Origin of the sequence: Chryseobacterium sp. GVT01B, from assembly GCF_019970045.1 — a bacterium.
Taxonomy (GTDB): domain Bacteria; phylum Bacteroidota; class Bacteroidia; order Flavobacteriales; family Weeksellaceae; genus Chryseobacterium.
Window position 1 is genome coordinate 77,420 of record NZ_JAHXYI010000009.1, and the last position, 17,859, is coordinate 95,278.

At 35.0% G+C, this 17,859-nt stretch carries 19 protein-coding genes; 14 read left to right on the top strand and 5 right to left on the bottom strand.

The features are described 5' to 3' along the window. Nucleotides 1-30 precede the first annotated feature (30 nt). Nucleotides 31-1,035 (bottom strand): bifunctional oligoribonuclease/PAP phosphatase NrnA, encoded by a 1,005-nt coding sequence (locus tag LC457_RS20575; protein WP_223601516.1) that lies wholly within the window; start codon nt 1,033-1,035, stop codon nt 31-33. 235 nt (nt 1,036-1,270) lie between these two features. Between LC457_RS20575 and rpmH the strand changes: the two genes are divergently transcribed. Then, nucleotides 1,271-1,429 (top strand): 50S ribosomal protein L34, encoded by a 159-nt coding sequence (gene rpmH / locus LC457_RS20580; protein WP_039365072.1) that lies wholly within the window; start codon nt 1,271-1,273, stop codon nt 1,427-1,429. A gap of 153 nt (nt 1,430-1,582) precedes the next feature. Beyond that, nucleotides 1,583-2,293, top strand: coding sequence for a cell division ATP-binding protein FtsE (locus LC457_RS20585; RefSeq protein WP_047373550.1), 711 nt, complete (start codon nt 1,583-1,585; stop codon nt 2,291-2,293). 61 nt (nt 2,294-2,354) lie between these two features. On the opposite strand, the gene LC457_RS20590 is transcribed toward LC457_RS20585, so the two are convergent. From LC457_RS20590 to LC457_RS20600, 3 genes are read right to left on the bottom strand one after another with little or no spacing between them, the layout of a single operon-like run. Continuing rightward, nucleotides 2,355-3,047, bottom strand: a complete 693-nt coding sequence (locus tag LC457_RS20590; protein ID WP_223601517.1) for a tRNA1(Val) (adenine(37)-N6)-methyltransferase — start codon at nt 3,045-3,047, stop codon at nt 2,355-2,357. Beyond that, nucleotides 3,047-4,501 (bottom strand): HAMP domain-containing sensor histidine kinase, encoded by a 1,455-nt coding sequence (locus tag LC457_RS20595; protein ID WP_223601518.1) that lies wholly within the window; start codon nt 4,499-4,501, stop codon nt 3,047-3,049. Before LC457_RS20595 ends, LC457_RS20590 begins: the two co-directional genes overlap by 1 nt. A gap of 1 nt (nt 4,502) precedes the next feature. Next, nucleotides 4,503-5,087, bottom strand: coding sequence for a riboflavin synthase (locus LC457_RS20600; RefSeq protein WP_223601519.1), 585 nt, complete (start codon nt 5,085-5,087; stop codon nt 4,503-4,505). 48 nt (nt 5,088-5,135) lie between these two features. On the opposite strand from LC457_RS20600, the gene pdxA reads away from it, so the two are divergent. The 12 genes from pdxA to LC457_RS20660 all read left to right on the top strand — a co-directional run bounded on the left by pdxA (nt 5,136) and on the right by LC457_RS20660 (nt 16,527). Beyond that, nucleotides 5,136-6,227 (top strand): 4-hydroxythreonine-4-phosphate dehydrogenase PdxA, encoded by a 1,092-nt coding sequence (pdxA, locus tag LC457_RS20605; protein ID WP_223601520.1) that lies wholly within the window; start codon nt 5,136-5,138, stop codon nt 6,225-6,227. 84 nt (nt 6,228-6,311) lie between these two features. Next, nucleotides 6,312-6,842: a DUF177 domain-containing protein gene (locus tag LC457_RS20610; RefSeq protein WP_223601521.1), complete on the top strand. Its 531-nt coding sequence runs from the start codon at nt 6,312-6,314 to the stop codon at nt 6,840-6,842. A 67-nt stretch (nt 6,843-6,909) separates the two neighbouring features. Next, entirely contained in the window at nt 6,910-7,113 is a 204-nt protein-coding gene (gene rpmF / locus LC457_RS20615; protein WP_002976251.1) for a 50S ribosomal protein L32, read from the top strand. Between the two features lie 127 nt (nt 7,114-7,240). Further along, complete coding sequence (accB, locus tag LC457_RS20620; RefSeq protein WP_047385964.1) at nt 7,241-7,723, top strand: acetyl-CoA carboxylase biotin carboxyl carrier protein; 483 nt, start codon at nt 7,241-7,243, stop codon at nt 7,721-7,723. A gap of 93 nt (nt 7,724-7,816) precedes the next feature. Continuing rightward, on the top strand, nt 7,817-9,172 hold the full coding sequence (accC, locus tag LC457_RS20625; protein WP_047385963.1) for an acetyl-CoA carboxylase biotin carboxylase subunit: 1,356 nt from the start codon (nt 7,817-7,819) through the stop codon (nt 9,170-9,172). A gap of 326 nt (nt 9,173-9,498) precedes the next feature. Continuing rightward, complete coding sequence (gene rocD / locus LC457_RS20630) at nt 9,499-10,746, top strand: ornithine--oxo-acid transaminase (RefSeq protein ID WP_223601522.1); 1,248 nt, start codon at nt 9,499-9,501, stop codon at nt 10,744-10,746. Then, nucleotides 10,747-11,535 carry a glycosyltransferase family 2 protein gene (locus LC457_RS20635; RefSeq protein WP_223601523.1) on the top strand — a complete coding sequence of 263 codons (789 nt, stop codon included), beginning with the start codon at nt 10,747-10,749 and terminating at the stop codon, nt 11,533-11,535. Between the two features lies 1 nt (nt 11,536). Then, nucleotides 11,537-12,301, top strand: coding sequence for a polysaccharide deacetylase family protein (locus LC457_RS20640; protein WP_223601524.1), 765 nt, complete (start codon nt 11,537-11,539; stop codon nt 12,299-12,301). A 52-nt stretch (nt 12,302-12,353) separates the two neighbouring features. Then, nucleotides 12,354-13,100, top strand: a complete 747-nt coding sequence (locus tag LC457_RS20645) for a glycosyltransferase family 2 protein (protein ID WP_223601582.1) — start codon at nt 12,354-12,356, stop codon at nt 13,098-13,100. A gap of 4 nt (nt 13,101-13,104) precedes the next feature. Beyond that, the gene (locus LC457_RS20650; protein ID WP_223601525.1) at nt 13,105-14,091 is read left to right on the top strand and encodes a hypothetical protein; all 987 of its coding nucleotides are present in this window, start codon (nt 13,105-13,107) and stop codon (nt 14,089-14,091) included. A gap of 3 nt (nt 14,092-14,094) precedes the next feature. After that, nucleotides 14,095-15,282 carry a glycosyltransferase family 4 protein gene (locus LC457_RS20655; protein ID WP_223601526.1) on the top strand — a complete coding sequence of 396 codons (1,188 nt, stop codon included), beginning with the start codon at nt 14,095-14,097 and terminating at the stop codon, nt 15,280-15,282. A 3-nt stretch (nt 15,283-15,285) separates the two neighbouring features. Next, nucleotides 15,286-16,527: a glycosyltransferase gene (locus tag LC457_RS20660; RefSeq protein ID WP_223601527.1), complete on the top strand. Its 1,242-nt coding sequence runs from the start codon at nt 15,286-15,288 to the stop codon at nt 16,525-16,527. A gap of 50 nt (nt 16,528-16,577) precedes the next feature. Here the strand turns inward: LC457_RS20660 and LC457_RS20665 are convergent, their stop codons facing one another. Further along, the gene (locus LC457_RS20665) at nt 16,578-17,843 is read right to left on the bottom strand and encodes a glycosyltransferase (RefSeq protein ID WP_223601528.1); all 1,266 of its coding nucleotides are present in this window, start codon (nt 17,841-17,843) and stop codon (nt 16,578-16,580) included. Nucleotides 17,844-17,859 lie beyond the last annotated feature (16 nt).

Consider the following 17,859-nt stretch of genomic DNA (forward strand, 5'->3'; position numbering starts at 1 on the left):
GAGATACGGAGAATTTACAGATCTTCCCTCCTACAAACCTTCCTCTTTTACTTTCTCTTTAAAGTTGGCTATAGTTCCGGATAAAGAGTCTAAAGATTTTCCTCCGGCTGCGTTGATGTGTCCTCCACCGCTAAAGTACTTCCTGGAGAATTGGTTTACATCAACATCATCTTTACTCCTGAACGAAATTTTAACAAAATCCTCATACAAATCTTCCATAAAGAATGCAGACATTTTTACACCGCCAATACTTAAACCATAGTTTACAAAACCTTCCGTATCTCCTTTCTGGAAACCAAATTCTTTCAATTCGTTTCTTGTAAGGCTTAATACTGCTACTGTTCCATCGTTCACCACTTCTATTCTTCCCAGAACCAAAGCAAGCAAATGCAGACGGGAAACTGTGTTGGTATCCCAGGTATTGGATGTAATCATCGCCGGATCTGCACCATTTTCGATCAAATTGGCAATAATTCTATGTGTAGTCGCGCTGGTAGAACGAAAACGGAAACCACCTGTATCGGTCATAATTCCCGTATAAAGACATTCCGCCATATCCTGATTCACCAGCTTTTCATCATTCATTGCTTCAATGAAATGATAGATCATCTGTGAAGTTGCCGGAATTACGGTATCGGAATAAACAAAATCAAATTTTTCCGGTTGTTGGTGGTGGTCAATAAGAATTTTTTTTCCCTGAGCTTTCACCAGCCAGTCTCCTAATAATCCAATTCGTGATGGAGAATTAAAATCCAGACAGAAAATAACATCCGCTCCTGCAATCATGTCAGAGGCCAGCTTTCTTTTATATTCTGCAATAATAACTTTTTTAGACTCCGGCATCCATTTCAGAAATTTAGGAAAATCATTAGGCACGATAACTTCTGCATGAATTCCTTTTGCTTTCAGATAATGTTTCAATCCCAGACTTGAACCAATAGCATCTCCATCCGGATTGTAGTGGGTAAGGATAACTATTTTGCTTTCTTGAGTAAGTAATGTATTGATATCTAAAAGTTCTGCTGGTGTAAACATCTGGTGTTTATTTTCGTTAAAATTAAAGTTTTCAAAGATAGAGCTTTTATATAAATCATTTAAATATTATTTTTGCACAGAGAAATGGTATTCTTATCAGGGGTTTGCCATTGTCCGGTAAAAAAACATTGCATTTAATTTCAAAAAAAAATAATTAAAGTTTGTAACTTATAAAAATTTATATATCTTTGCAACCTGAAAATTAATAGATTAATTACGATTTAAACATATAGTAATGAGTAAAAGAACATTCCAGCCATCAGAAAGAAAAAGAAGAAACAAACACGGTTTCAGAGAAAGAATGTCTACGCCAAATGGAAGAAGAGTTTTGGCTGCGAGAAGAGCTAAAGGCAGAAAGAGTTTAACTGTAAGTGCTGCACGCGCTAAGAGATAATCTTTTTATTATCATATACAAAACATGCTTGAGAAGTTTCTTTTCAGGCATTTTTTGTTGTTAAAATTTACTAAAATTTAGGCTAAATCAACATCTTTTTCTATTTTTAAAAGTTGAAATATTTTTGCTAGAAACAGCCTTTAAAATTAAATTATGCCACATACAAATATCTCCGGAGACAATATTATAAGTTTACAAAACGCAAAGATTGCGCAAAAAAACTTTACTGTACTTTCTGATGTAAATCTTAACATTAAAAAAGGTAGATTCTGCTATCTTATCGGAAAAACAGGTTCCGGAAAAAGTTCTCTTCTGAAAACGCTTTACGGACACATTCCATTGGCATCAGGACACGGAGCTGTTGTAGGATTTGACCTGGCAAAGCTAAAACCTTCTGATATTCCTAACTTAAGAAGAAAATTAGGAATCGTATTCCAGGATTTCCAGTTACTTTCTGACAGAACAGTTGAAAAAAACTTAAAATTTGTTCTTGAAGCAACAGGCTGGAATGATAAAGTAAAAATAGAAGACCGTATCAATGAGGTTTTGGGAAGCGTGAACATGAAAAGCAAAAAGCACAAAATGCCACACGAGCTTTCCGGAGGTGAGCAGCAGCGTATTGCCATCGCAAGAGCCCTTCTTAACCACCCGGATCTTATCTTAGCGGATGAGCCTACGGGAAACCTGGACCCTGAAACTTCTAACGAAATTATGACGCTATTGAAGCAGGTTGCCCTTGAAAATGGTGCTGCAGTAGTAATGGCGACACACGATTACCACATGATTCAAAACTTCCCTGGTGAAGCTATCAGATGCGAAGATGGAAAAGTATCTGTACTGGATACGGCAGAATTGTTTGAGTAAGAATTAAAAAATTGAGAGATTAAGAAATTCAGGCTTACAGAATTTTTAACCCTTTCTAATTCTATTTAAAAACATGAAACTCTTTAGTGAGTTCAAGATATTGGTCCGAGTATTGCCTCGGACTTTTTTCTATAATAAAGTAAGATTCATCGATTTCTTTTTCTTGTGATGAAAATTCCAGAATCAGCCTTTTAGCTTTTGAATTTTCAATTCCTTTGATATTAATCCTCCTGTTTAAAAACAGATGATTCTCTTTACCTATTGAAATAAAAACTTCTCCCGCTTCAACAGGAATAATCACGGAAAAAATCCCATTTTCAGATAATAATCGAGCCGCATTAGCAATTAACTGTCCAAAGTTTAATTCTACAGTCTGGCGTGCAATCTTGTCTTTTTCGGATCCTGATTCTTCAAAATAGGGAGGATTGGAAACAATAAGATCAAACCGCTCTTCTGTCTCGAAAGTTTTAAAATCCTGATGTCTATTTTTCAACCTTGCATGAAAAGGCGCGTTTTTAAAATTAAGCTTAGTAAGCGCTGCTGCATCTTCATTAATATCCAGTCCTAAAAAATAAGCCTGCGGATTTCTTTGCGCCAGCATTAAGGAGATCAATCCAGTTCCCGTTCCTACTTCCAAAACATTGAACGCATTGCCAACACTTGCTAAAGCACCAATCAAAACTCCGTCTGTTCCTACCCGGAAGACGTCTTTGGACTGTTCTATTTTAAATTGTTTAAATGTAAAAGGTTTCACTATAAATTGGTAGGCAGTGTAATGATGAATGTAGATCCTTTTCCTATTTCAGATTTTACAGAGATTTCTCCTTTATAATCTTCAATCATCTTTCTTACCATAGATAAGCCCAGCCCCATTCCGCTGCTTTTAGACGTAAAATTCGGCTCAAAGATTCTTTCGTACATACTTTCAGGAATTCCTATTCCGTTATCCTGAACAGAAATAATCACTCTCCTCTGATGCTGCTCCACATCTACGTTAATGATGAGTTTTCTCTCATCGCTTTCGGCCTGTTTTGCATTGGTAACAAGATTCGTTATAATTCTGGAAAGATAAATTCTATCCATATTGATCATAATATTACTCTTATTGGCATGCATAAAGATACTGTCATCATTGAAAACACGGAGAATATCTTCAACCTCTGTATTCAGATTGATAACCTCATTATTTTTTTCAGGAAGTTTCGCAAATTCTGAAAAGGCTGAAGCTACCGTTGCAATCAAATCTATCTGATCTACAATTGTTTTACTCATCTGTTTTACCCTTTCTCTGATATTCGGATCTTCAGGATCAAATTTTCTTTCAAAATTCTGAATGGTCAGTTTCATCGGAGTCAATGGGTTTTTCACCTCATGAGCTACCTGCTTGGCCATCTCTCTCCAGGCTTCTTCAGACGCTTTGAACCTAAGTCTTTCTTTCTGGTCCTGGATCTGCAGAATCATTCTGTTATAAGCTCTTGCCAAGGCATTAAGCTCATCGTTTTTATAATATCTGATAGGCCGCATTTCATTTTCGAATAATGTAATACGGGTAATCATATCAGAGAACTTTGTAATTGTTTTCGCAAGACTGTTGGAAGTCACCCAACTGATCCAGATACTGAACAGAATAAGAAATATATCGACTAAAAGAATGTATTTTACATATTGATGAAGAACTCCCAGGTAAGCAGACTCATCATGATATAAAGGAATATAAACAACCCCTATTGGTTTCAGTTCATTGTTTTTCAAAAGAAGGTAAGAAGAGGTAAGCCTGGCATCTTTAGCAGCGTCATACCTTGTCAAATCAACCCTGGCATCTGTTGCCAATATCCTGTTAATGATTTCCATGGGAATTGTTTTCTGCTCAACCAAAGCTTCGTCTTTATTGGAAAGCAGATAATCTCCCTTTAGATCATAAATAATAATATCATGTTGGTTAATATCCCCTATTTCGAAAATTTTATTTCCTAAAACCGTTGGTAAATCTTTAGTTTCTACAAGGGTACGGCTTACGGCATAATCCAGATACCTCATTACGGCAGTAGTCTTCTCCTGCATGTCAATATTACTTTGCTTTAAAGAATTATTCCTTAAAACAAAGTAGGGAACAAGTGAAGTCGCTACAACACTTAAAAAACATACCAGCAGGAAACCGAAAAACACACGATTCCTTAAGCTATATCCTTTATACTTATTAATTGACATTCTACTTTTTAATTAACCTAGCAATATACTTACCAATGATGTCAAATTCCAGGTTTACTTTATCACCAATTTTTAAATGTTTCATATTGGTAAATTCCCATGTATAAGGAATAATGGCTACAGAAAACTGAGCATCTTCACTTTTTGCAACAGTAAGGCTGATTCCATTTACCGTGATTGATCCCTGCGGTACCGTTACAAAACTTCCGTCATGAGCATATTTCATGGTAATAAAATAGCTTCCGTCTTTGTTTTCAATTCCCACAACTTCACCGGTTTTATCAACATGCCCCTGAACGATATGCCCATCCAGTCTTCCATCCATCTTCATGCATCGCTCCAGATTCACTACGGTTCCCAATTCCCATTTTCCAAGGTTGGTTTTTTCCAGAGTTTCGTTGATGGCTGTTACCACATATTGATTATCTTTTATTTCAACAACTGTAAGGCAGCAGCCGTTGTGTGCAAGACTTTGGTCTATTTTTAATTCGTTTGTAAAGGGGCATGTCAAGGTAAAATCTATATTGCTTCCTTTTTCTTCAATCTTCTCAATAACACCAACTGCTTCAATAATTCCTGTGAACATATTATTTTTTGCTAAATTTGTAAATTATAATCTTCAAAGATAATCAAAATGAGCCCAAAAAACCATAAAGTACGAGTAGGAATTTCAATCGGTGATTTCAACGGCATCGGCCCGGAGATCATTATGAAGTCTCTGAAAGACAAAACTATTACGGATTTTTTCACTCCTGTAATTTTTGGTTCGGGAAAATTATTCACTTATCAGAAAAACATTTTTAAGCTGAATCTTAATTTCAACTATATTAATGAGGCTTCACAGGCTCAGGCAGGGAAACTTAATATGCTTAACCTGACGAAGGAAAACGTTAATGTAGAATTGGGAGTTCCTACAGAAGAATCTACCAAAATGGCTATTGATTCTCTGGAAGCAGCAACTGAAGCTTTGATGAAAGGAGAAATTGATGTTTTAGTAACCGCTCCTATCAACAAAGATGAAATGGTGAAAATGGGCTTTAAACATGCCGGACATACAGGATACTTCGAGGAGAAATTCAGTAAAAAAGGATTGATGTTCCTGGTAACAGAGGATCTTAAAGTAGCTGTATCTACACATCATATTCCAATTTCGCAGGTAGCTGAAAATATTTCCAAAGAAAAAATAAAGAAACAGATCAGAGTACTAAACCAAACCCTTATAGAAGATTTCTGTATCCAGAAGCCTAAAATTGCAGTATTAGGATTAAATCCTCATGCCGGAGATGGCGGTGTTATTGGAAATGAAGAAATTGAAATCATCAGCCCGGCAATCAAGGAACTTTCTGACAACGGAACATTGGCATTTGGTCCTTTCCCGGCAGACAGCTTTTTCCAGCCAAGCAAATACAAAAATTTCGATGCGGTTTTAGCAATGTATCATGATCAGGGATTAGCTCCTTTCAAAACATTAGCCTATGAAGAAGGTGTAAACTATACAGCAGGACTTCCTTTTATCAGAACCTCTCCGGATCACGGTGTAGCTTATGATATTGCAGGAAAAAATATTGCTGATGAGCAGAGTTTTACAGAAGCAATATTCACAGCTATTAAGATTTTCAAGAACAGAAGTGAATACAGCGAACTCATGAATGACCGTATGCAGCCTAGAAAAATGGTTGTAGACAACGGAATAGATGAGGATCTACCGGAGGAAACTGAAGGATAAATCTTTAAAACAAATTTTAAATTAATTTGTTTCAGATTTTATTTGTTATTATAAAAAAAATGCATATTTTTGCACACTCATTTTATGGACAAGTTAAGAAACTATGACGTAAGCTTTTCCGGACTAAAAAACGGAAAACACGAGTTCAAGTTTGAGATAGATAAAACGTTCTTTCAATTATTTGACACTGAGCAGGAATTTACAAATCCTAGAATAGAAGTGAATGTATCGCTTGATAAACACACTACTTTTCTAGAATTTGAGATTAAAATTAATGGATTGGTTGAGTTGGTTTGTGATATTACAAACGAAGATTTTGACTATCCTATTGAGAATGAAATCAAGATTTTGGTGAATTTCGGGGAAGAATATGATGACAGCAATGAAGATGTCATTACCATTCCTACTGCAGAGCATGCTTTCAATGTAGCACATTTGATTTATGAAAATGTAATGCTTTCTATCCCTATGAAAAAGATTTCACCCAATGTAAATGATGAAGATCTTGAAATTCTTGACCAGTTCAGTCCGAAAGATATTGAGGAAGCAGAAGAGGAAGAACATGAAAGTGATCCCAGATGGGATGCTTTAAGAAAGTTAAGAGACAATAATTAAATAGAATAATTTAAATATGATGAGATGATGAATCTCATCGCTCATCAATTAAAAAAGTTATTAGAAAATGGCACATCCAAAGAGAAGACAGTCGTCGACAAGAAGAGATAAGAGAAGAACTCACTACAAAGCTGTAGTTCCTCAATTAGCTAAAGATGCAACAACAGGAGAGCTTCACCTATACCACAGAGCTCACTGGCATGAAGGAAAACTTTACTACAGAGGTAAAGTAGTATTGGAAAAAGAAGTAGCTGCTACTGAAGAAAACTAAGAGTCGCTTTTCATTGAAAAAGCCTCGTTTTAATACAAAAACCGCCCAATTTTGATAAAATTTGGCGGTTTTTTGTTGTTTTTTACGTTTTTTTGGTATCTTTGACCCAAAATCAAATATCAAATTTATGGACATTAAAGACATACAAAATCTTATTAAGTTTGTATCTAAAGCTGAAGTTTCAGAAGTAAAATATAAGACTAAAGATTTCGAAATCACTATTAAAACTCCATTAGCTGGAAGCGATGCTGTATATGCACAGCCAGCAGTATACCACACTGCACCACAAGCTGTAGCTGCTCCAGCACCTGTTGCAACTCCTGCTGCTCCTGCTGCTGAGAAAGCTGAAGCTGCATCTGATGACAGCAAGTATGTAACAATCAAGTCTCCTATGATTGGTACTTTCTATAGAAAACCATCTCCTGATAAAGATGTATTTGTAAATGTAGGTGACGAAGTTTCTGTTGGTAAAGTAGTTTGCGTTATTGAAGCAATGAAGCTATTCAACCAGATTGAATCTGAAATCAGCGGAAAAATCGTTAAAATCTTAGTTGACGATGCTACTCCTGTAGAATATGACCAACCTTTATTCTTAGTAGATCCATCTTAAGGAATTTTAGATTAAAGATTATAAATTTTAGATGAATCTTTTTCATTTAAAATAATTTAAAATTCAAAATTTATAATTTAAAATTTCGGAGAGATGTTCAAAAAAATATTAATAGCCAATCGTGGCGAAATTGCAATGCGTATTTTACGTACTTGTAAAGAAATGGGGATCAAAACCGTTGCAGTATACTCTACTGCTGATAAAGACAGTCTTCACGTAAGATTTGCTGATGAAGCGGTATGTATTGGCCCTGCAATGAGTAAAGACTCCTATCTTAAAATCCCTAACATTATTGCGGCTGCGGAAATTACCAATGCCGACGCCATTCACCCGGGTTACGGATTCTTATCTGAAAATGCTAACTTCTCAAGAATCTGTCAAAAGAACGGTATCAAATTCATTGGTGCTTCTCCAGAACAGATTGAAAAGATGGGAGATAAAGCGAACGCTAAGGCTACCATGAAAGCTGCAGGTGTACCATGTGTACCAGGTTCTGACGGATTGATCGAATCTTACGAGCACGCTGTAAAAGTGGCTGAAGAAACAGGATATCCGGTAATGATCAAAGCAACTGCCGGTGGTGGTGGAAAAGGAATGAGAGCTGTATGGAAAGCTGAAGACCTTAAAGATCACTGGGAATCTGCAATTCAGGAAGCTGTAGCTGCCTTCGGAAATGGAGGTATGTATATGGAAAAACTGATTGAAGAGCCCAGACACATCGAAATTCAGGTTGCCGGTGACCAGTTCGGTAAAGCCTGCCACCTTTCTGAAAGAGACTGTTCTGTACAGAGAAGAAATCAGAAATTAACTGAAGAAACACCTTCTCCTTTCATGACAGATGAACTTCGTGAAAAAATGGGTGACGCTGCTGTAAAAGCTGCTGAATTCATTGGATACGAAGGGGTAGGAACTATCGAATTCCTTGTAGACAAGCACAGAAATTTCTATTTCATGGAAATGAATACAAGAATCCAGGTAGAACACCCTATTACTGAGCAGGTAATTGATTATGACCTGATCAGAGAACAAATTCTTCTTGCAGCAGGAACTCCTATTTCAGGAATCAACTATTACCCTAAATTACATTCAATCGAATGTAGAATCAATGCAGAAGATCCTTACGCAGACTTCAGACCGTCTCCAGGAAAAATCACAGGATTAAACATCCCTGGCGGACACGGAATCAGAGTAGACACTCACGTATATTCAGGATACAGTATTCCTTCTAACTATGACTCGATGATTGCTAAGCTTATCACCACGGCTCAAACCCGTGAAGAAGCTATCGCGAAAATGAGACGTGCTCTTGAGGAATTCTATATTGAAGGAGTAAAAACTACCATTCCTTTCCACAGACAACTGATGGATAATGAAGATTATCTTGCAGGAAACTATACTACAAAATTCATGGAAGATTTTGTAATGGATAGAAAATATGATAATCACTAAGATTATTTTAAATATAAAACGAAACTGCCTCTTTTTGAGGCAGTTTTTTTTCGTCCATTACTATCAAATATTTCAGACTACATATCATAAAAATTATTGGCAGCATTCCATCGTTAATGATTAACAAAAAGTTAATAAAGAAGCAGAAAATAAAATTCTGTTATTAGAAAGATATAAAACCTAAAACAAACCGTCAACAAAGAAAATATTTTCTGATACGGCATTATTACGCCTTAAAATCTACTTCAATTACACCTCCATACGACACTAGTTATTTGTTCAGGCATATCATTAATATTATGTAAATTTGTTGAAAACCAAAATATATGTCAACAGCAGAACAAACAAAAAACTCACAGTATTTTATTGACCTTGAAGACAAACATGGAGCACATAATTATCACCCGCTTCCAGTAGTTCTGGACCGCGGAGAAGGTGTTTTCGTTTGGGATGTAGAAGGCAAAAGGTATTATGATTTTCTTTCAGCATATTCTGCTGTAAACCAGGGACACTCTCACCCTAAAATTGTAGAAGCATTGGTAGAACAGGCAAAAAAACTGGCTTTAACATCAAGAGCGTTCTACAACTCTAAATTGGGAGAATATGAACAAAAAATCACGACTCTTTTCGGGTTTGATAAAGTTTTACCTATGAACTCCGGAGCTGAAGCTGTGGAAACTGCAGTAAAACTGGCGAGAAAATGGAGTTATGAAGTAAAAGGAATTTCTGAAAACGCAGCCAAAATAATTGTTTGCGAAAATAATTTCCACGGAAGAACAACAACTATTGTTTCTTTCTCTAACGATCCGGATGCTAATCAAAACTACGGACCTTTTACCCCAGGATTTATCAAAATTCCTTACAACGATATTGCAGCCCTAGAAGAAGTTCTGAGCAGAGAAGCAGATACTATTGCGGCGTTCCTTGTAGAACCTATTCAGGGAGAAGCCGGAGTATATGTTCCGGATGAAAACTTCCTTAAAAAGGCTTCTGAACTATGTAAAAAACATAATGTTCTTTTTATTGCTGATGAAGTTCAAACTGGTATTGCAAGAACAGGAAGACTGATTGCATGTCATCATGAAGATGTACAACCGGATATCTTAATTTTAGGAAAAGCTCTTTCCGGAGGAATGTACCCCGTATCAGCAGTTTTAGCTAACGACAGCATTATGAATGTTATCAAGCCGGGACAGCATGGTTCTACATTCGGAGGAAACCCTATTGCCTGTGCAGTAGCAGTAGCAGCATTGGACGTTGTAGCTGAAGAAAAATTATCTGAAAGAGCTGAAGTGCTTGGACAGTTATTCAGAGCTGAAATCAATAAGCTGATCGGAAAGACAGATCTTATTACCAAAGTAAGAGGAAAGGGACTTTTAAATGCGATCCTGATCAATGACACTCCTGAAAGTTCCACTGCATGGAACCTTTGCTTACAGTTGAAAGAAAACGGATTACTGGCAAAACCTACCCATGGTAATATCATCAGACTGGCGCCGCCATTGGTAATTACTGAAGAGCAATTACTGGATTGTGTGAAGATTATTGAAAAGACTATTCTTGAGTATAAATAAATGGCTCTTTCCCTTGCAATCATTACTTATAATGAAGAAGAGAACATCGTAAGACTTTTAGATTCGTTAACAGATACTGTTGATGAGATTATTATTGTTGACAGCTTTTCGACTGACAGAACCAAAGAGATTTGCACTCAAAAATATCCTCAGGTAAAATTCTCTGAGAAAAAATTTAACGGGTATGGTGAACAAAAAAACCATGCCCTTACTTTATGCTGTCATGAATGGGTTCTGTTTCTGGATGCTGACGAAGTTCCTGACGAAGACATGAAAAGATCCATAACGGAAATTGTGTCTTCAGAAAGAACAGAGTTCAATGTGTATAAAGCAAGATTTAACAATCATCTTGGAGTTCACCTGATCAGATTTGGAGGATGGGGAAATGTATGCCGTGAAAGATTGTTCAGAAAAAAATACGCCAGGTATTCTGATGATAAAGTTCATGAATTTCTGATTACCGATCAGAAAGCCGGTCTTCTGGAAGGAAAACTGAATCATTATACCTACAAAAGCATTCATCATCATGTCTCGAAAATCAATAAATATTCTGATATGATGGCTGAGAAAATGTATGAGAGAGGAAAAAAAATCAATAGATTTAAAATTATTGTAAGTCCTATCTTTGAATTTATCAAAGTATTTATTTTCAAAAGAGGCTTTTTGGATGGATTTCCCGGTTTTTACATTGCCAAAACGATGTCTTATTACACTTTTTTAAAATATATTAAATTGCGTGAAAAAATAAGACTAGTGGAAATAGAAAAGGAAAAAAACAGAATAAAATAGTATGATTCTTTATCTTATTCCTGTTATATTGGCGGTATTTATCGTTTTATATTTCCGTCTCTATCTATTTGCTTTCCCGCACAACAGACTGGTCATTCTTATGTACCATCAGATTGAAAAGGAAAGCCATGAAGATCTTACGGTAAGTTTAAAAAATCTTGAACAGCAGTTTTCTTACCTGAGCCGTAAAAGATTTATTTCGCATTTTTTTTCAGAACTTACTGCTTCCACGAAAAAAAACATCATCATCACCTTTGATGACGGCTACAGAAATAACCTTGAATATCTGCCGTCTTTACTGGAAAAATATAATCTGAAAGCTACTATTTTTATTCCAACCGGATTTATTGAAAAGGGATATAACAATTATCCTATGATGACCTTTGATGAAATCAGAAATCTGGATAAAAAATATTTTGAGATTGCCCTTCATAGCCATGCTCATGAAAATCTAAAAAATGCTTCTCTTGATTTTATAGAAAAAGATCTAAAAAAAAATATGGAAATTCTTGATGCCCAAAACATCAGGTATTCAAGAGTTTTAGCATATCCGTATGGAAAATATCCACAAAAAAAAGATGATAAATTAGCATTTTTTTCTATTTTAAAAAAAATAGGAATCGATTTTGCAGTAAGAATTGGAAATAAGGTGAATTATTACCCTACCCGGCATCCATACGAGCTATGTAGAATTGATATAAAAGGCAAAGATTCGATCATAAAATTCAAATTAAAACTTATCTTTGGCAGATTAAAACTATTTTAAAAACAATATTAAAGGAGTATTCACGTACTTCTCTATCAAACAAATCGTTGTGATGAATATAAGTGGTTTGATCATAACATATAATGAGGAAAAAAATATACAGGATGTCCTTGAGTCTTTTGATTTCTGTGATGAAATAGTAGTGATAGACTCATTTAGCACGGACAAAACTGTAGAAATTGCAAAGAAATTCCCTAATGTAAAGGTGGTTCAAAATAAATTTGAAGACTTTACAAAGCAAAGAAATTTGGCTCTGGATTCTGCAAAAAATGACTGGGTGCTGTTTTTAGATGGTGACGAAAGACTTACACCGGCCCTGAAGCAGGAAATTATAGATGAGCTGAATAAACCCGGGCAAAAAGATGCCTACTATTTTTACAGGAAATTCTTTTTTGCTCAGAAACCGATTCATTTTTCAGGAACACAGTCTGATAAAAATTTCAGGCTTTTCAGAAAATCGAAGGCCAGATACATGGCAGGAAAAAAAGTACACGAAACTCTGGAAGTCAACGGAACCATTGGGATTTTAAAAAATAAATTACTACATTACTCCGTTTCAGATTATGAATCTTATAGAAAAAAAATGATTCATTACGGAGTTTTAAAGGGGAAAGAACTGGCTGCAAAAGGGAAAAAGTACAATGTTTTAATGCAATATCTTAAAACAGCTTTTAAATTCTTTAAGGCCTATATAATGAGACTGGGTATTTTAGACGGAAAAGAAGGGTATCAGTTATCTTACCTGCAATCTTTAAGCGTTTATGAAACCTATGAATCATTAAAAAAAGAGCAAAATTAGTTGAATGAAGATTTGTATCATTAGTTATGATTTTTGGGATTATGATAAGTATATTGTTGAAGCATTATGCAAACGGGGTATTGATGCCCATCATATAAAGATCAGCTCAGTTACTCATTCCAATTTCAATGAAAGAGCTGTAAATGCTTTAAGCAAAACCTTTTTAAACAAAAATCTTAAGACTGAGAAAAGACAGAAATATGTTCTGGATGCCCTGGAAAAATTAGGACATCAAGATCAGATACTGGTGATGAACCCTGATACATTTGATCTTTCAACGCTTAAAAAAATCCGAAAATATACAGACCGTCTGGTTACTTATCTTTATGACAACCTTGAAAGAGTACCTGTAGAAGATAAGCTGTACCTTTTTGACAAAGTATTTTCCTTTGATTATATAGATGTTAAAAAGCATGGTTTTGAAAAGCTGACGAATTATATCTATCTGCCGCACTGCGCAAAAGAAATTCAGCAGCCTGAAATGGATCTTTTCTATATCACTTCTTATGATAACAGAAGGGTTTCACTGATAAAATTACTGGCTAAAAAGCTGATTGAACAAGGTCTGAAGTTTCAGATTATGATCATCGGAAAAAAATCATGGAAACATCAGCTGACGAATATTTTCATGACAGTACCTAAAAACCTATTTCTGATTTTCAGCATCAAAAAGATCCCTCATAATGATCTTCCTAAATATTATAAAAATTCAAAAGTATTGCTTGACCTGATGCGTGAAGGTCAATATGGGCTTAGTTTCAGAGTTTTTGAAGCGATGTCTCTGGAGAAGAAAATCATTACTGATAATGAAGCCATTAAAACCTATGATTTTTACAACCCCAATAATATTTTGATTTTAAACAAAAATATTAGTAATCTTGACAAATCTTTTTTTGAAACACCTTACGAAAAAATTCCTGAGGAAATCTACTACAGATATACTTTGGATAGTTGGGTAAATAAAGTTTTTGAACTTGATACTAAAAGCTAGCAAATGGGAATCTTAAAAAAAATAAAAAAACACTTCGAAAGAAAAGAAAAGCTTAAATATCTTCAGTCTAAGGATATAGTCAATATCAATCTGTATGACGATTCCCAAAAAACAATCCTGTTTGCTTCAAGAGATTTCCCTGCCCATGATAAAGAATCCGGGGCTAACAGACTGAAAGAACTTATATTAATCTACAAAGAATTAGGTTACAACTGCATTTTATTTGCTCCTCATATTTTTGAAGACGATTCTTATGTGAAATTTTATCAGCATCACCAAGTTATGGTGTATGTAGAGAACAATAAATATAAGAATATCTATGATTTCCTGTCTGCTTTCAAAAAGATAGATTACGTTTGGTTTAATGGACCTCTTGCCCTGAATCTGTTTTACAAAAAGATGAAAGCTATCCTGCCTTCTACCCGATTCATTTATGATATGGTAGATATTCATTTTTTAAGGTTTAAAAGAGCAATTGAACTGGAACCTACCCGCATTTCTTTAAAGAAAAATTATAAACACTTCTTCCGTTTGGAAACAGTTGTTGCCCCACAGCTGGACTACATTATTGCCATCTCCGATAAAGAGAAAGAAATCATGAGCCAGTACGCAGATAAAAACAAGATCATTACCATATCGAATATTCACTATCCTAAGATTGATATTTCGGAAAGGAAGAACTTTAGTGAAAGTAAAGGAATTACCTTTATTGGATCTATCCATGAACCGAATATTGATGCGGTAAAATTCCTTTATGAAAAAATAATGCCCATTGTCTGGAAAACCAATCCTGAGCTGGAAGTAAGCATCATTGGGAATGTTTCTGAAAAACTGGATCTTAAACTATATCCTAAGTTTAAATTTTTAGGATTTGTAGAAAGTATTGAAGAGCATTTCATGAATTCTAAAATCATGGTGGCTCCTTTACGGTTCGGAGCTGGGGTAAAAGGAAAAATCGGGCAGGCCTTTGAATATTTTTTCCCGGTGGTCACTACAGAGATCGGCGCTGAAGGAATGAAGCTTACAGATAAAAAGAATGTGTTGATTGCCAATGATGAAAATAGTTTTGCAGAAGCCATCATTCAGCTAAATACTAATGAAGAGCTTTGGAACACATTAAGCCAAAATTCTGTGGACAGCCTGAGAGCATTTTCACCAGAAGAAGTAAAAGAAAAACTTAAAACACTATAATATATGTCATTAAGCGTAAACTATCACGGTTTTTTTGAGGGAAATTTTGGGATAGCAGAGGCAACAAGGCTTAATGCTGCTGCTATGGAAAGCCAGGGCATTACAGTAAACCGCATCAGCTACTCAAGTGACACTCTTGAAAAGTCTAAAAGTGACGCACAGCCCAATGCATTAATTAATATTTTTCACATTAACAGTAATGTGACCCACGAATTTTTTTCAAAAAACCAAAATATCAATCTTGCAGGTCATTACAACATTGTTTATTGGGCCTGGGAATTTCCCGAAGTTTCAGATAAAACAGTTGAGTTTCTGAATATTTTTGATGAATTATGGGTTCCTAGTGATTTCTGTGTCAATATTTTTACAAAATATACTGGGATTCCCGTGATGAGATTCTCCCACCCGATTCAGAAGCTGCCTCCTTCTGATGAATTTAATTTTGAAGAATATAATATTAAGCCCGGAACCAATGTATATATTACAATTTTTGATTCGTTAAGTACTACCATCAGAAAAAATCCTGAAGCTACAATTGAGGCCTTTATGAATGTTTTCAAAAATGATCCGGAAAGTGTTCTCATTGTAAAAACGCATAATCTTGACAGGAGTAAAGATGCACAGACAGTATTGGAAAAATACGCCGGCATTTCAAATATTATCATTATTAATGAGCATTTCTCAAAAGAAAAACTTCATTCATTGATTCAGAAATCTGATGTTCTTATTTCTTTACATGGTTCTGAAGGCTTCGGACTCACTATGGCAGAGGCTATGTCGTACGGAAAAATTGTTGTAGGAACCGGATATTCCGGAAATCTGGACTTTATGAATGTGAACAACAGTTTTCTTGTTCAATATGATTTTATTAAAACTTCAAACACAAAAGGATTGATTGCTGAAGGACTTACTTTAGCAAGGCCAAATTTGGAGGATGCTACCCAAAAGCTTCAGTATATAAAAAATAATTTCAAGTCCTTAACTTCTATTAAGCAGAGTGCAGAGGCTCAGATCAGAGATCACTTTTCTCTTGAAGCTATAGGAAAACTGCTTAAGCTAAGACTTTCTTTTATTGACCAGATGGATAAAAAAGAAAATACTTCAGAAAATAGTGTCGGGAACGTTTTTTATCTTGCTGAAATAGACAGATTGAGTGGCAGAGTAAATTACCTGGAAAAAACATTGTACAATAAAATCAGGAAAAAAGTAAATATCTTTTTGAAGAAAATAAAAGGCAAAAAATAAAGAGAGCGGTGGTTTCATTTGAATCTACCGCTCTTCAATTTTACTGGAAACTATTTTTTCCCTTTCCTATTTCTGAAATACATTTTGATATCATATATCCACTGAATAGGTTTACTCTTTTTATAAATTCTCAGATCTTTTTTCAAAAATATACTGTCTGCATATAATTTTATTAATGCCGATCTGCTTTGTTGAATCTTACCTTCAGAAATCAGTTCTTCGGATCTTTTTCTAATCAATTTCCCTACTCCTTCGAGTGAAAAGTCATTGGTAATTGTTTTACGTGCATTATCTGATGCGGCTTTTACATCATCTCCACCCTGATATATTTTTTTTAGATATTTTGAAGCTTCTTCCAGGGAAGGCTCAGACCAGATGGTATTGGAATCATAATTAAGATCATCTGAACCGTAAGATACTTTCTCAGCATTCACTAAAAAGCTGTTTTCAGCGTTCATAAATTGTAAATTTCCGGAATATCCTGTAGCAATAACAGGTTTTCCAAAATACATAGCCTCTGCCATAGTGAGTCCGAAACCTTCAGATCTGTGAAGAGAAATATAGCTATCACAGGTACTGATCACATAGTTCAGAGCATTTTTATCAAAAATCTTTTCTACCACTTTGATCTTCACAGAGTCTCCGATGGCATCTTTTATCTGTTGTTTTTCCAAAGAAAACTTATCAGATTTAGAGGTTTTAATGGTTAAAAAAGCATTGTTTTCTTTTCCATCAAAAGTCTCTCTGAACACCTTAATAAGATTGAGTACATTTTTCCTTTGGATAGAGCTATTATAATCGAATATGAATAAAAAATTAAAGAAGTCGGTGTTATAAAAATTCAATGCATCAACATCTTCCGTCGGTTTCAGATTAATATCAATGGGATGAGGAATCACTTTTACCGGAGAAGCGATATATTTTTCAATACATTTTTTGCAATATTCTGAAGGAGTCCATACCTCATCGAAAAGATTAATATTCAAAAGATAATCTTCCGGAATAGTTTCTGATTCCCAGGCCATATACAGAATATTGTATTTTCTTTCAAAAAGAGAATAATCAAAATATTCAAAGAAGTTCGACATTTCCGAAACAGATGCTGAAACCTGAACCAAATTGATAGGATGATCTGCTTTATCAGAAAACTTGGTAAAGGTCTGATCATTAGCTTCATGATTGGTTCTCACATCATAATTCATCAAATTAATGGGAATATCTGCACTCTGCATTGCTTTACAATTAAGCCTTGTTGCTTCCGCAATACCAAATTCGCCATTAATAAATCCAAAAACGTTAATTCCTAAATCTGCCATTTTAGTTGTGTAATAA

What these genes read in the sequence shown, in the direction of transcription:
- LC457_RS20575 (WP_223601516.1), bottom strand. Translation starts at nt 1,035, where the DNA reads ATGTTTACACCAGCAGAACTTTTAGATATCAATACATTACTTACTCAA.
- rpmH (WP_039365072.1), top strand. Translation starts at nt 1,271, where the DNA reads ATGAGTAAAAGAACATTCCAGCCATCAGAAAGAAAAAGAAGAAACAAA.
- LC457_RS20585 (WP_047373550.1), top strand. Translation starts at nt 1,583, where the DNA reads ATGCCACATACAAATATCTCCGGAGACAATATTATAAGTTTACAAAAC.
- LC457_RS20595 (WP_223601518.1), bottom strand. Translation starts at nt 4,501, where the DNA reads ATGTCAATTAATAAGTATAAAGGATATAGCTTAAGGAATCGTGTGTTT.
- LC457_RS20600 (WP_223601519.1), bottom strand. Translation starts at nt 5,087, where the DNA reads ATGTTCACAGGAATTATTGAAGCAGTTGGTGTTATTGAGAAGATTGAA.
- pdxA (WP_223601520.1), top strand. Translation starts at nt 5,136, where the DNA reads ATGAGCCCAAAAAACCATAAAGTACGAGTAGGAATTTCAATCGGTGAT.
- LC457_RS20610 (WP_223601521.1), top strand. Translation starts at nt 6,312, where the DNA reads ATGGACAAGTTAAGAAACTATGACGTAAGCTTTTCCGGACTAAAAAAC.
- rpmF (WP_002976251.1), top strand. Translation starts at nt 6,910, where the DNA reads ATGGCACATCCAAAGAGAAGACAGTCGTCGACAAGAAGAGATAAGAGA.
- accB (WP_047385964.1), top strand. Translation starts at nt 7,241, where the DNA reads ATGGACATTAAAGACATACAAAATCTTATTAAGTTTGTATCTAAAGCT.
- accC (WP_047385963.1), top strand. Translation starts at nt 7,817, where the DNA reads ATGTTCAAAAAAATATTAATAGCCAATCGTGGCGAAATTGCAATGCGT.
- rocD (WP_223601522.1), top strand. Translation starts at nt 9,499, where the DNA reads ATGTCAACAGCAGAACAAACAAAAAACTCACAGTATTTTATTGACCTT.
- LC457_RS20635 (WP_223601523.1), top strand. Translation starts at nt 10,747, where the DNA reads ATGGCTCTTTCCCTTGCAATCATTACTTATAATGAAGAAGAGAACATC.
- LC457_RS20640 (WP_223601524.1), top strand. Translation starts at nt 11,537, where the DNA reads ATGATTCTTTATCTTATTCCTGTTATATTGGCGGTATTTATCGTTTTA.
- LC457_RS20645 (WP_223601582.1), top strand. Translation starts at nt 12,354, where the DNA reads ATGAATATAAGTGGTTTGATCATAACATATAATGAGGAAAAAAATATA.
- LC457_RS20650 (WP_223601525.1), top strand. Translation starts at nt 13,105, where the DNA reads ATGAAGATTTGTATCATTAGTTATGATTTTTGGGATTATGATAAGTAT.
- LC457_RS20655 (WP_223601526.1), top strand. Translation starts at nt 14,095, where the DNA reads ATGGGAATCTTAAAAAAAATAAAAAAACACTTCGAAAGAAAAGAAAAG.
- LC457_RS20660 (WP_223601527.1), top strand. Translation starts at nt 15,286, where the DNA reads ATGTCATTAAGCGTAAACTATCACGGTTTTTTTGAGGGAAATTTTGGG.
- LC457_RS20665 (WP_223601528.1), bottom strand. Translation starts at nt 17,843, where the DNA reads ATGGCAGATTTAGGAATTAACGTTTTTGGATTTATTAATGGCGAATTT.